We start from the raw sequence: 13,630 nt of genomic DNA, 5'->3' as shown, positions 1-13,630 counted from the left end.
TGATGGCTAATTCCACGAAGGTGCAGCGTCCGCCGCGCAAGCGGCGGCGCTCACTGTGGCTGATTCTGGCCGGCATTCTGCTTCTGCTGTACCCGATCGTCGCCACGCAGATTAACGACTACAACCTGCAAAAACAGGCAGAGTTGTACGAGGATTCGGTGCGCCAGATTGACCCGCCGAGCCAGCGCGAGCAGTACCTGCGCGAGGCAGAGGAGTACAACGAGTGGCTGGCCGGCCAGGGCCACCACGCGTACCCGCCGTTACCAGGTTCACCAGGCTATGAGCGCTACATGCAGACCCTGGATGCGCCGGAGACCCACGGTGTGATTGCGCGTCTGCGCATTCCTTCCATTGAGGTTGACCTGCCCGTTTATCACACCACGGCACCAGACGTGCTTTACGATGGCGCCGGGCACATGTTTGGCTCCTCCCTTCCTGTAGGCGGCGAGGGCAACAATGCAGTGTTGTCAGCGCATACCGGCATGGTGGATGCCTCCATGTTTGATAATTTGCCGCGGCTCAAAGATGGCGAAATTGTCAGCATCGAAGTCATGGGCCGGGTGCTGCACTACAAGGTCACCGGCCGCGAGGTCGTCGCCCCGGATGACTACGAGGCGGTCGAATACGTCGAAGGCGAAGACCGCCTGACGTTGATTACGTGTACGCCTTATGGCATCAACACCGATCGCCTGCTGGTACACGCAGAGCGCGTGTACCTCGGCAACGAACTTGACGATGGCGGTTGGGTACCGAAGCTGTCCTGGTGGATGATCGCCGCACTCATCGTCATCGCGTTGGTGCTGTTGATTGTCGCCTGGAACGAATACCGCCGGAAGCGCCGTGCCCGTGCGGCGAAGGAGGCCCGCGAGGCTTCGGAGGAAGCCGAATAGGCTGCTAGACTGGGGCCTTCACGTTTTAGATTTTTGCGGAGGAATTTCTACCATGGCTCGTTTTATTGACCGCGTCGTGCTGCACTTGCAGGCAGGCGACGGTGGGCACGGCTGCGTGTCCGTCCACCGCGAAAAGTTCAAGCCGCTCGGCGGCCCGGACGGCGGCAACGGCGGCCACGGCGGGGACATCGTCCTGGAGGTCTCCAACCAGATCCACACGTTGATGGACTTCCACTACCGCCCGCACATCAAGGCCGAGCGTGGCGGCAACGGCGCGGGCGATAACCGCAACGGCGCCCGCGGCAAGGACCTGGTGCTGGAGGTGCCCGCCGGCACCGTCGTCCAGGACACCAAGGGCCGCGTGCTGGCGGATCTCACGGTCCCGGGCACGCGCTTCATCGCGGCCGAGGGTGGCTACGGCGGCCTGGGCAACGCTGCGCTGGCTACCGCCCAGCGCAAGGCCCCGGGATTTGCCCTGCAGGGTGAGCCGGGGCAGGCGCACGACCTGGTCCTGGAGCTGAAGTCCATGGCCGATGTCGGGCTGGTCGGCTTCCCCTCGGCCGGCAAGTCCTCGCTGATTTCGGTGCTTTCCGCCGCCAAGCCGAAGATCGGTGACTACCCGTTTACCACCCTGCAGCCCAACCTGGGCGTGGTGGACATGGGGGATTCCTCCTTCACCATCGCGGACGTGCCGGGGCTTATCCCGGGCGCGTCCCAGGGCAAGGGGTTGGGCCTGGACTTCCTGCGCCACATCGAGCGCACCGCGGTGCTGGTCCACATCGTGGACACGGCCAGCATCGAGCCCGGCCGCGATCCGGTCTCGGACATTGAGGCGCTGGAAAACGAGCTGGCCCAGTACAAGTCCGTGCTCGACGAGGACACGGGCCTGGGCGATCTGCGCGACCGCCCGCGGCTTATCGTCCTCAACAAAGCCGACGTGCCCGAGGCCGCGGAGCTGGCGGAATTCGTCAAGGAGGACCTGGAAAAGCAGTTCGGCTGGCCGGTATTTATCATCTCCGCGGTGGCCCGCAAGGGCCTGGATCCGCTGAAGTACGCCCTGATGGAAGCGGTGGACAAGGCCCGCCGCGAGCGGCCGAAGAAGAAGGCCGACCCGAACCACACGGTCATCCGCCCGAAGGCGGTCGGCCCCCGCACGGGTGGTTCCTTCGCCCAGTTCACGGTCGAAAAGGATCCGGAGGTCGAGGGCGGCTTCATCGTCGAGGGCGACAAGATCGAGCGCTGGATTACCCAGACCGACTTCGAAAACGAAGAGGCCGTGGGCTACCTGGCCGACCGCCTGGCCAAGGCCGGCGTGGAAGACCAGCTGCGCAAGGCCGGTGCCGTCGAGGGCGCGCCGGTGACCATCGGCGGCATCACCTTCGAGTGGGAGCCGATGACCGCCGGGGATCCGACCCTGGCCGGCCGCGGCCACGACGCCCGCCTGCAGGGCACCTCGCGCGTATCTGCCGCCGAGCGCAAGCGCGCCTCCCAGGCCCGCCGCGGGCTTATCGACGAATACGACTACGGCCAGGACGAAGAAGTCACCCGCGAGGGCGCCAACCGCGACCGCTGGCAGGGCTAGTCAATGCCCTTTTTCGCCAGTGCGGGGGCCGTGCTGGCGCGGCGAGGTGGGCCAAAAGTAGGTAAGGCCTGCACACCGGCGCGGTAGGTTTGTATGATCGGTGGGCATGACTGCGCAATCGGACAATCACAGTACTTCTGCCGACCAGCCTTCCCGGCCCCTGCCGCTGGAACCGTATGCGGACCAAGCTCCGGAGACTCCCTTCCCGGATCCGGCGCCGCAAGCCGACGAGTCCCTGGCGATGGGGCACGAATCCCAGCTGCGCGAGGAGATCGCCAAGGCCAAGCGCGTGGTGGTCAAAATCGGTTCTTCCTCTCTAACGGGCGATGATTTCTCGGTCGCCCCGGAAAAGATCGACCGGATCGTCGACGCCATCCAGGCCCGCATGGAGGTCTCCGACGTCATCGTGGTCTCCTCCGGCGCCGTGGCCGCGGGCATGAAGCCGCTCGGGCTGACCCAGCGCCCCACGGACCTGGCCACCAAGCAGGCCGCCGCCGCGGTCGGCCAGGTGCACCTGGCCTACGAGTGGTCGCGGTCTTTCGCTCGCTACGGCCGCACCGTGGGCCAGGTCCTGCTGACGGCTTCCGATGCCGGCAAGCGCGACCGCGCCCGCAACGCCCAGCGCACCATCGAGCGCCTGCGCCACCTGCGCGCCGTGCCGATCGTCAACGAGAACGACACGGTGGCCACCTCCGAGATGCGGTTCGGCGACAACGACCGGCTCTCCGCCCTGGTCGCCCACCTGACCTCGGCGGACGCGCTCTTCCTGCTCTCTGACGTGGACGGGCTCTACGACCGCAACCCGGCGGAGCCGGACGCCCAGTTCGTTGACGAGGTCCGCACCGGCAAGGATCTCAAGGGCGTGGCCGCCGGCGACGGCGGAAAGGTGGGCACCGGCGGTATGGCCTCGAAGGTCTCGGCCGCGCGCCTGGCCGCCCGCGGCGGGGTGCCGGTGCTGCTGACCTCGGCCGATAACATCGGCCCGGCCCTGGAGGATTCCCGCGTCGGGACGGTCTTCCACACCCGCGAGGAGCGCCGCCTGTCCGCCTGGAAGTTCTGGGCGCTGTACTCGGCGGACTCCGGCGGAACCCTGCGCTTGGACGCCGGCGCGGAAGAGGCCGTCACCCGCGGCGGCAACTCCCTGCTCGCGGTCGGTATCACCGACGTGGACGGCGAGTTCCGCGCCGGGGAGATCGTGGACATCGTTGGGCCGGAGTCCAAGGTCATCGGCCGCGGTGAGGTCAACTTCGACTCGAGTACGCTGCGCGAAATCATGGGCCGGCACACCGACGAGCTGCCGGTGGAGATGCAGCGCGCCGTCGTCCACGCGGACTACCTGTCCAACTACGCCTCCCGCCTCTAAGGCGGCGGCGAAAAGAATGCGCAAGGCGCCAGCGCGAGCTGGCGTCGTCGCGTAGCGTGGGGCCCATGAAGTACTTTATGGGCCCCTATATTTGGGAAGAGACGGTTGCCGATATCGACGCCGCCGGCCATGAGCGCGTCGACCGGCTGGAGGACGCGGAAGCGTATATCAACACCTCGCCGAACCCCGCCAAGATTCCGCAGATGCCCGACAACATCGGCTTTGTCCAGCACTGCTTCACAGGGGTGGAGGGCCTTATCGAGGCCGGGGTGATTAGTGAGGGCGGGCTGCGCTGGGCGAATTCGGCCGGCGCCTTTGCCACCCCGGTCGCCGAATCCGCGCTGGGGCTGCTACTCTCCCAGGCCCACCAGCACAAGGCCTTCGCCCTGGCCGCGGACTGGAGCGTGGCCGGCGAGCTGGACAAGCAGCAGGCGTGGCTCTACAGCCCGGGCGGCCGCGACCCAAAGACGGTGGTGGTGCTGGGCGCCGGCGGCATCGGCAAGCGCCTGATTGAGATGCTCGCCCCGTTCGGCATGCACGTTATCGCCGTGAACAATTCGGGCCGCGAGGTCGCCGGCGCGGGCGAGACCTTCGCCCTCAGGGAATCCGAGCAGGTCTGGGGCCGCGCCGATTTCGTCGTGAACATCCTGCCGCTGACGCAGGAGACCAAGGGGCTTATCGATGCCTCCTTCTTCGCTCGCCTCAAGCCCAGCGCTATCTTCATCAACGTCGGCCGCGGGGCCACCGTGGTCACCGACGACTTGGTGCAGGCGCTGCAGGACGGCACCATCGCCGGGGCCGGCCTCGAGGTCGTGGACCCGGAGCCGCTGCCGGACGGGCACCCGCTCTACGCGCTGCCGAACTGCACGATGACCCCGCACATCGCGGCCTCCCAGCGGGTGGCGCGCTTCCACATGGGCCCGGTCTTCGACGCGAACGCCCGGGCCTTTGCCGCCGGCGAGCGCATGCCCACCGAAGTCAACCCGGAAGCAGGTTATTAGGCCATGAAATACGTGATGCACCCGCAGCGCTGGGAGGCGGCCCAGGCCGCCTTCGACGAGGCCGGTTTCACCCAGCTGGGCATGGACCAGCTAGGCGAGGCGGACTTCCTGTTTTTCACCGGCGGCGCCGAGGATCTGCCGGATAGCCTGCCGGAATCCCTCGGCTTCGTGCAGCTGCCGTTTGCGGGCGTGGACGCGCTGCTGCCGCAGATGCGCGAGCTGACCCGCACTTGCGGCACGCGTTGGTCGAACGCGGCCGGGCTCTACGATGAGACCGTGGCCGAATCCGCCATCGCCCTGCTGCTGGCGCAGCTGCACGCCCACCGCCGCGTGGGGGATAGCTGGGGCAACCGCGATGAGGTGGAGGCGCACACCTCCTTCCTCTTCGAGGACAGCACGGTCGCTATCGTCGGCGCCGGGGGCATCGGCAAGCGGCTGATCGAGATGCTGCGCGGTTTCGGCCCAAAGATCATCGCGGTCAACCGCAGCGGCAAGGACGTGCCGGGCGCGGACCGCACCATCCCGACCGATCAGCTGGAGAAGGTCTGGCCGGCAGCCGACTACTTCGTTCTCCTGCTGCCGCTGACCGATGAAACCCACCACGTGGTGGATAGCCACGCCCTGGAACTGATGCCGGAGCACGCCGTGGTCATCAACGTTGGCCGCGGGCCCCTGGTGGACACGGATGCGCTGGTTAAGGCCCTGCGCGAGGGGTCCATCGCCGGCGCCGGCCTGGACGTGACCAACCCGGAACCGCTGCCGGACGGGCACCCGCTGTGGGAGATGCCGCAGGTGGTCATCACCCCGCACGTGGCCAACCCGCCGTATTCGGTCAAAAAGCGCAGCGGCGCCCACACCGTCGAGGTGGCCCGGGCCTTCGCCCACGACGGCAGCCTGCCCACCGAGGTCGACGTGGACGCCGGTTATTAACGGCGCGGAGGCGACAGCTTCCGTGTGACCCAGTGCATCAATCCGGGGGATGAGCGGGCGGGGGTTACGTACACTGGGACGCATGACTCAATCTACGGATGAACTGAGCCCAGAACGCCAAGCCGAGCGCGACGAGGTGCTGACCAAGGCCCGCGCGGCCAAGGAGGTCGCCGCGCAGATCGCGCAGCTGACCACCCCGCAGAAGAACGAGATCCTGCGGCAGGCGGCGAAGGACTTGGTCGCGGCCACCGAGGAGATCCTCGCGGCCAACCAGAAGGACATCGACGCCGGCCGCGAGGCGGGCATGTCGGATTCGCTCATCGACCGCCTGAGCCTGGACGCCGACCGGGTCGCCGGCATCGCCGACGGCCTCAACCAGGTGGCCGGCCTGCAAGACCCGGTGGGGGAGGTGGTGCAGGGCCGCACCATGGATAACGGCATCCAGATGCGCCAGATCCGCGTGCCGCTCGGTGTCATGGGCATGGTCTACGAGGCCCGCCCGAACGTCACCGTCGACGCCTTCGGCCTGGCATTGAAGTCCGGCAACGTGCCGCTGCTGCGCGGCTCGAAGTCGGCGCGCAACTCGAACGAGAAGCTGGTGGAGATCCTGCAGTCCACCCTGGAGGGCGCGGGCCTGCCGCGCGCCGGGGTCCAGCTGCTGCCGTGCACCACCCGCGACTCGGTCCAGGACCTGATTACCGCCCGCGGCCTGGTCGACCTGGTCATCCCGCGCGGGGGCGCCGGCCTGATTAACGCCGTGGTCACCGGCGCGACCGTGCCGACCATCGAGACCGGCACCGGCAACTGCCACTTCTACGTGGACGCCTCCGCGGACCTGGACAAGGCCATCGACATGGTCATCAACGGCAAGACCCGGCGGACCTCGGTGTGTAACTCCACCGAGTGCGTGCTGGTCGATGCCGCCCTGCCGGCCGCCGACCAGCTCCGCGTCATCCAGGCCCTCCAGGACGCCGGGGTGACCATCCACGGCGACACCGAAGAGCTAGCCGCCCTCGGCGTCGAGGGCGCGGTGCAGGCCAGCGAGGAAGACTGGGCGGAAGAATCCCTCTCGATGGATATCTGCGCCAAGGTCGTCGACGGTGTAGGCGGGGCCATCGAGCACATCCGCCGCTATTCCACCGGCCACACCGAGGCCATCGCGGCCCAGGACGCGGACGTCCTGCTGCGCTTTGCCAACGAGGTGGACGCCGCCGCGGTCATGCTCAACGCCTCGACCGCCTTTACCGACGGCGAGGTCTACGGCATGGGTGCGGAGATCGGCATCTCCACGCAGAAGCTGCACGCGCGCGGGCCCATGGCCCTGCCGGAGCTGACCTCCACCAAGTGGGTGCTGCAGGGCAACGGCCACACCCGCCCCTAGCCGGGACGTATACTCATCATCCATGAGCAACCGTATAGGGATTATGGGTGGGACCTTCGATCCCATCCACCACGGCCACTTGGTGGCCGCGAGCGAGGTAGCGCACCGCTTCCAGCTGGACCAGGTGGTCTTCGTGCCCACCGGCCAGCCCTGGCAGAAGGCGGACCGGCAGGTAACCCCCGCCGAGCACCGCTACCTGATGACGGTGGTGGCCACCGCCTCCAACCCGCGGTTTACCGTCTCCCGCGTGGACATCGACCGCGGGGGGCCGACCTATACGATCGACACCCTGCAGGACCTGCGGGAGTACTACCCGGAGTCCGAGCTGTTCTTCATCACCGGCGCGGACGCGCTCAGCTCGATTATGAGCTGGCGGGACTGGGAAAAGATGCTGCAGATGGCCCGGTTCGTCGGCGTGACGCGCCCGGGCTACGAGTTGACCGATAAAATGCTGCCCCGCGAGTCGCGGCAGGGGATAGAGTTGGTGGAGATCCCCGCGATGGCTATTTCCTCCACCGACTGCCGTGAGCGCGCCGCCGCCGGCCGGCCGGTGTGGTATTTGGTCCCGGATGGGGTAGTGCAATATATTGCCAAGAACAATCTCTACCGGATCAACCCCGATCAGCCGCTCTAGCAGCGCGCCGCGAGTAGGAAAATGTCCGAAAACGTGGGACACTAGTATCGATAATTGGTAGAAATTAACGTCTGCAGAATTTGTTAAAGGATTTCCCGCATTGTCTATTACTGACGTAGCCCGGAGCATGGCCGAGGTAGCCGCGCGCGCTGCCCAAGAGAAGCTGGGTGGCAACATCGCCGCTATCGACGTCTCCGACGTGCTGGCGGTCACCGAGGTCTTCGTGATCGCCTCCGCCGATAACGAGCGCCAGGTCCGTTCCATCGTGGACGAGATCGAAGACGAGATGACCGCGGCCGGCTACGAGCCGAAGCGCCGCGAAGGCAATCGGGAAAACCGCTGGGTGCTGCTGGACTACGGCAACGTCGTCGTCCACGTCCAGCGCGAGGGCGAGCGGGACCACTACGGCCTCGACCGCCTCTACCACGACTGCCCGCTGGTGGAAATCCCGGGCGTCGAGGCCCCGCAGCGCCCCGGCCAGTGGGCCGACGAGGTCAACCCGCGCGAGGCGGAATCCGTCGCCGACCTCCCGCTGGCTGACAAGGCCCCGGGCGAACACGAAGAGATCTAGGTAGTCCCCGCATCATGAGCCGCCGCCTGATCCTGATTCGCCACGGACAGACCACCTATAACGCCACGGGCCGCATGCAAGGGCACCTGGATACGGAGCTGTCGGAGACCGGCTACGCCCAAGCCCGGGCAGCCGGCGAGTTGTTGCGCGGGGAAGGCGTGGCCAAGATCGTCGCCTCGGACCTGCGCCGCGCGGCGGAGACCGCCCGCGTCGTGGGCGAGGCCCTGGGGCTGGACTACCAGACCGATCCGCGCCTACGGGAGACCAACCTGGGCAACTGGCAGGGGATGAGCTCCGCTGAGGTGGACGAGCAGTTCCCCGGCGCCCGCGCCCTGTGGCGCCACGATGCCACCTGGGCCCCGCCGGAGGGTGAGTCCCGCGTGCAGGTAGCCGAGCGCGCCCGGCCGGTCATCGACGAACTCATGGAGTCGTTCCACGACTGGAATGACCAGGCGCTGCTGGTGGTGGCCCACGGCGGGGCTATCGCGGCGTTGACCTGCCACCTGCTCGGCCTGGAGCACCGCCAGTACGGCACGCTGTCCGGGCTGAAGAACACCCACTGGGCGCAGCTGACCGCCCGCCCGGTCTTCGACGCGGCACGTCCGCTCGCCCCCGTGCACTTCGATCCCGCCCAGCCGGCTAAGGCCACCTGGTACTTCGATGGCTGGAACATGGGAGGGCGCGTCGTCGGCGACGGCGGGGCTGATATCTAGTGGCGGTACGCGTAGTTACGGATTCTTCGGCCGGGTTGCCCGAGGAGATCGTGGCGGAGCTGGGCATCGGTGTGATCCAGCTCCACGTCATGGACGGCGAGGGCAAGGACGGCACCGAACAGTCCACCGCCGGGGTCAGCGCCATCGAGCTCGCGGCGTTCTACGGCCGCCAGATGGAGCGCGCGGCCTCCGCCGGCGGCGAGGAAGCCGTGCTGGCCATCCACCTGTCGAAGGAACTGTCCTCGACGTATTCTTCCGCCGTGACGGCCTCCGGCGCCTTTGCCGCCGATGCTCTGGCGGTCATCGACTCCGGCTCCACCGGCATGAGCATGGGCGCGGCGGTCATGGCGGCCGCGCGGATGGCGCAGGACGGCGCGGACCTGGCGGAGTGTCGGGCCGCGGCCGAGGACACGCTGGCTCGCTCCAATACCTGGGTCTACCTGTCCAGTACGGACGATCTGCGCCGCTCTGGCCGCATGTCCACCGCCACCGCGATGCTCTCGACCGCGCTGCTGGCCACCAAGCCCATCATGGAGCTCGTCCACGGCAAGGTGGACCTAGTGGGCAAGACCCGCACGCAGACCAAGGCCTTTACCAAGCTGGTGGAGCTGGCCGTCGAGCGCGCCGAGGGCGAGCCAGCCTTCGTGGCCATCCAGCACAACGGCGACGAGGAGGCCGCGGAACGCCTCCAGGACCTGCTAGACGGGGCGCTGCCGGAGGGCTCGTCGTTCATGCTGCTCCCGCTCGGCGGGGTGCTGTCCGTGCACGTCGGCTCCGGCGCCATCGGAGTGTCTGCGGTCTTTGCCACCGAAACCCCGGTTCCGGCCCCGAAGCCGAAGAACCCCTTGGGAACCTTCGCCGCCCGCCACCAGCGCGAGCAATAGCAGCGAAACAGCAATGTAGCCAAGGAGGCCGAAATTTTTCGTGCCTGGATGGGACCATTGCGAGTAACCGATAAAAGGACTTTTATGGTTTCGGGTTAAATTTCGTTTTGTGGCCGGTGTCCTGGGAAAATCCCTTCCCTTTCCGGTGCGGGGACTTTAGTCTCGGCGGCATGAGCGCACCGCATTTGAGCGATAGATTAAGAGAACTGACCCGGCCCACCGGGACCGAGGAACTCATGGACGTCTCCTTCCCGGCTCCCCGGTTTCGCATCCCCGTGGCCCCTGCCGCCGTCCTCGGCGTCGTCCTCATCCTCGGCCTGGTGGTGTGGGTGGGGTGTAGCGCCCTGCGCGACGACCCGGCCGAGGAGGCGCACCTGGCCTGGGAGGAGGGCGGTCCCGAGATCGAGGAATCCAACCTGGCGCTTAGCGCCCACCCCGCCGAGGCCGGCGGGGCGGAGGCAACAACAACTGACCAGGCCGCGCCGACCACCGGCCCGGTGGTGGTCTCCGTGGTGGGCAAGGTCGCCCGGCCCGGTTTGGTCACGCTGGAGCCGGGCGCCCGGGTGGCGGATGCGCTCGCCGCCGCCGGCCCGCTCCCGGAGGCGGACCTGGCGCAAGTCAACCACGCGCAGGTACTCCAGGACGCCCAGCAGATCCACGTGGTCGGCCCCGGCGAGACCCCCGTGGAGCCCGGCGGCCTCCAGGGCGGGGAAGGCGGCAGCGGCGGTGCCAGTACCGACGGCTCCTCGGAAGCCGCCGGAGGGGCGGTGAATATCAACACCGCCAGCGCCAGCGAGCTGCAGACCCTCAGCGGGGTGGGGGAGGTCACCGCCGCGGCCATCGTGGACTACCGCGACAGCATCGGTGGGTTCAGCGCGGTGGACCAGCTGCTGGAGGTCAGTGGGATCGGGCCGGCGAAGTTCGCGCAGCTGGAAGGGCAGGTGACCGTGTGAGGGAGCTGCGCTTAGTGCCCGCGGCCGCCAGCGTCTGGGCGGCCACCCTGGCTGTGGTCCTGGGCTGGCCGCTGGTGGCCCTGGGCGTGGTGGGAGCAGTGGTCGTGGCCGCCGCGCTGCGCCGGCACGTCGGACAGGCGTTGGTCGTGGCGGCAACCGGCGGCGTGGCGCTGGCGGTGGCGCTGGTGCGGCAGGCTCGGGCCGCGAGGTTTTCGCCGACCGGGCGGGTGGAAGGCGAGCTGCAATCGGCTCCGGTGGCCCTGGACAGCGGTGGGTGGCTGCTGCGCCTGGACGTGGACGGGGTGCCGGGAACGGTGCCGGTTTTTAGCGAGTCCCTTCCCACGGTCGACGGGTTTAAAAACCCGCCGGCGGGCACGCGGGTGGCCGTGGAGGGCACTGTGAGTGAATCGAACCGTCCCGGCGTGGTGGAGGTCGTGATAAACGGCGACGCCGCGGCCCTGGCCGCCCCGCAGGGCTGGGCCGGCTGGGCCGCCGGGGTGACCGAGAAGTTCCAGGCCGTGGTGCTGGACACGGTAGGCCCGGCCAGCCAAGGCCTGCTGCCCGGGATGGTCCTGGGGGACGTGGGGTTGCAGGACGCGGCCGAGCGGGCCCTATATATCGAGACCGGCCTGAGCCACCTGTCGGCGGTCTCCGGGGCCAACGTCGTGGTGGTCACCGCGGCGGCGGCCCTCGTGGCGCGCTGGGCGCGGGCCTCGCCGCGCGGGCAGGTGCTGAGCGCGCTCGGGGCGCTGGCCGTCTTCGTGGCTTTGGTGGGCGCGGAGCCTTCCGTGCTGCGCGCGGGAGTGACCGGCCTGGTCGGGCTGTTGGCGGTGGTCAACTCGTCGCGCATGGAACCTGTCCACGGCCTGTGCCTGGCGATCATCGGTCTGCTGTGGTGGGACACGGAGCTGGCGGTCAACTACGGCTTCGCCCTCTCGGTGGCGGCGACGGCGGGGATCGTGGCGCTGCAGCCGGTCTTTTATCGCTGGCTGGCCCCGCTCGGCCTGCCGGACCTTATCACCCGCGCCTTCGCGGTGGCGGTGGCGGCCGATATCGTGACCATCCCTATCGTGGCGCTGATGGCCGGGGAGGTCTCGGTGGTCTCTATCGTGGCGAACGTGGCCGTCGCCTCGGCCACCGCGCCGGTGACGGTGGTGGGGCTGGCGGCCGCCATCGCGGTTAACATCCCGGGGATCGGGGCGCCGTTGGCGGGCGTGCTGCTCAAGGTGATAGAGCCGTGCACGTGGTGGATCAATTCCGTGGCGTACGCGGTGCGGGATTTGCCCCTGGCGGTGGTGAGTACCGGCCCGGTGGCGGTCGCGCTGGTCTACGGGTGGGTCGTAGCCGGCTTCCTCTTCCACCGGCCGCGACTGACCGTCACGCTGGTGCTGAGCCTGGCCGCGGTGCTGGGGATTGCGGGGTCGCTGGGGCACGCGCCCGCCTGGCTCCAGGCCCGGGGCGGGGCGCGCGTGCACACCAGCGCCCCGGAAGTTAACCTGGCGGACCTGCGCGCGCACGTGGTGGACACGGACGACGACATCGAGCCGGTCCCGCCCGGCACGCAGGTGATCGTGGTCTTATCCGGCGAAGGCCCCGCGGCGGACCGGCCCACGCGCACGCCGGACTATATCCCGGTGCTCTACCCGGCCCGGGACGGTCCCGTGCGGGTCTATGTGGACGGCACCCAGCACGCGGTGGACGGGAGGTTCTAAGATGAAGGGCATGCCAGCTTCACCGGTCCACCTCATCGTCGGCGACGACGAATTCCTCACCGAACGCGCCCGCCGCACCATCACCAAGCAGGTCGCGGCGGATACCGGACAGACCCCGGAGACGACCACCCTGCGGGCCAGCGAGGTCACCGAAGGCGAACTGGCCGAGGCCACCAGCCCGTCGCTATTCGGCGACAACCGGCTCATCGTGGTCACCGACGCCGAGAAGGTCGGTAAGGAGCTGACCGGTCTGCTGATCAACTGCGCGAAGCAGCTCGCCCCCGGGATGACCCTGGTGGCGGTCTACAGCGTGACGGCCAAGACGCTCAAGAACAAGAAGAAACAGCCCGAGCTGATCACCGCATTCCAGAAGCTGGGGGAGCGCCACGACGCCTTTTCCCTCTACCCGAACGAGCTGGGCCGCTGGGTGACAAAGGAATTCTCCCGGCACAAGGTGCAGCCGACCCCGGACGTGGTCAACGCGGTGCTCCAGGGCGTGGGCTCGGACTTGCGTGAGCTGGCCTCAGCCGTTAGCCAGCTGGTCGCGGACACCGGCGGCAATGTCACCATGCAGGCGGTCCAGGAATACTATTCCGGGGTGGCCGAGGTAGCCAACTGGGATATCGCGGACGCCGCGGTCGCGGGCAAGACCAACACCGCGGTCGCCACCTGTCGGCGCGCGCTGCAGCTGGGCGCTAGCCCGGTGGCCATCGCCAGCGCCCTGGCCAACAAGGTCAGCGCCATCGCCAGGCTGTACTCCGCCCGCGGCGACCAGTATTCCCTGGCTAAGCAGACCGGCCTGAACCCGTACGTGGTCAAGCTGACCCAGCCGGTGGCCCGCCGCTGGTCCGGCCGCGCGGTCACGGAGGCCGTCATCCTCATCGACGAGCTCGACTACGACGTCAAGGGCCAGTCCGGCAAGGACCCGGACTTCGCCGTGGAGTCGGCGGTGCGCCGGATCGCGGAGCTAGCCGGATGAAAACCCGGGCCTAAGGCCGGCCCGCCGGGGGCAAAAG

Annotated in this window: 13 protein-coding genes; all 13 read left to right on the top strand. The window is 68.2% G+C overall.

Annotated features, from left to right (window positions below):
* Positions 1-2 precede the first annotated feature (2 nt).
* A complete protein-coding gene (locus VVS03_RS08805) occupies positions 3-890 on the top strand; it encodes a class C sortase (RefSeq protein WP_035107383.1) in 888 nt (295 codons plus the stop codon).
* Between the two features lie 52 nt (positions 891-942).
* Complete coding sequence (gene obgE / locus VVS03_RS08800; RefSeq protein ID WP_368520335.1) at positions 943-2,472, top strand: GTPase ObgE; 1,530 nt, start codon at positions 943-945, stop codon at positions 2,470-2,472.
* Positions 2,473-2,578: 106 nt separating this feature from the next.
* Entirely contained in the window at positions 2,579-3,835 is a 1,257-nt protein-coding gene (gene proB, locus VVS03_RS08795) for a glutamate 5-kinase (protein WP_368520334.1), read from the top strand.
* A gap of 65 nt (positions 3,836-3,900) precedes the next feature.
* Positions 3,901-4,836 (top strand): D-isomer specific 2-hydroxyacid dehydrogenase family protein, encoded by a 936-nt coding sequence (locus VVS03_RS08790; protein ID WP_368534342.1) that lies wholly within the window; start codon positions 3,901-3,903, stop codon positions 4,834-4,836.
* 3 nt (positions 4,837-4,839) lie between these two features.
* On the top strand, positions 4,840-5,766 hold the full coding sequence (locus tag VVS03_RS08785) for a D-isomer specific 2-hydroxyacid dehydrogenase family protein (protein WP_368534341.1): 927 nt from the start codon (positions 4,840-4,842) through the stop codon (positions 5,764-5,766).
* Positions 5,767-5,848: 82 nt separating this feature from the next.
* Positions 5,849-7,147, top strand: coding sequence for a glutamate-5-semialdehyde dehydrogenase (locus VVS03_RS08780; protein WP_368521407.1), 1,299 nt, complete (start codon positions 5,849-5,851; stop codon positions 7,145-7,147).
* A gap of 22 nt (positions 7,148-7,169) precedes the next feature.
* Positions 7,170-7,781: a nicotinate-nucleotide adenylyltransferase gene (nadD, locus tag VVS03_RS08775; RefSeq protein WP_368534340.1), complete on the top strand. Its 612-nt coding sequence runs from the start codon at positions 7,170-7,172 to the stop codon at positions 7,779-7,781.
* A gap of 100 nt (positions 7,782-7,881) precedes the next feature.
* On the top strand, positions 7,882-8,352 hold the full coding sequence (gene rsfS / locus VVS03_RS08770; protein ID WP_368520329.1) for a ribosome silencing factor: 471 nt from the start codon (positions 7,882-7,884) through the stop codon (positions 8,350-8,352).
* A 14-nt stretch (positions 8,353-8,366) separates the two neighbouring features.
* Positions 8,367-9,065 carry a histidine phosphatase family protein gene (locus VVS03_RS08765; RefSeq protein WP_368534339.1) on the top strand — a complete coding sequence of 233 codons (699 nt, stop codon included), beginning with the start codon at positions 8,367-8,369 and terminating at the stop codon, positions 9,063-9,065.
* A complete protein-coding gene (locus VVS03_RS08760) occupies positions 9,065-9,949 on the top strand; it encodes a DegV family protein (RefSeq protein WP_368520327.1) in 885 nt (294 codons plus the stop codon). Before VVS03_RS08765 ends, VVS03_RS08760 begins: the two co-directional genes overlap by 1 nt.
* A gap of 170 nt (positions 9,950-10,119) precedes the next feature.
* Positions 10,120-10,902, top strand: coding sequence for a ComEA family DNA-binding protein (locus VVS03_RS08755; RefSeq protein WP_368520326.1), 783 nt, complete (start codon positions 10,120-10,122; stop codon positions 10,900-10,902).
* 14 nt (positions 10,903-10,916) lie between these two features.
* Positions 10,917-12,614 (top strand): ComEC/Rec2 family competence protein, encoded by a 1,698-nt coding sequence (locus tag VVS03_RS08750; protein WP_368534338.1) that lies wholly within the window; start codon positions 10,917-10,919, stop codon positions 12,612-12,614.
* Between the two features lies 1 nt (position 12,615).
* Positions 12,616-13,593: a DNA polymerase III subunit delta gene (gene holA, locus VVS03_RS08745; protein WP_368520324.1), complete on the top strand. Its 978-nt coding sequence runs from the start codon at positions 12,616-12,618 to the stop codon at positions 13,591-13,593.
* The last annotated feature ends 37 nt before the right edge of the window (positions 13,594-13,630 follow it).

The organism is Corynebacterium sp. LK2537 (assembly GCF_040946485.1).
Taxonomy (GTDB): domain Bacteria; phylum Actinomycetota; class Actinomycetes; order Mycobacteriales; family Mycobacteriaceae; genus Corynebacterium.
This window is presented reverse-complemented; position numbering and strand designations above follow the sequence as displayed.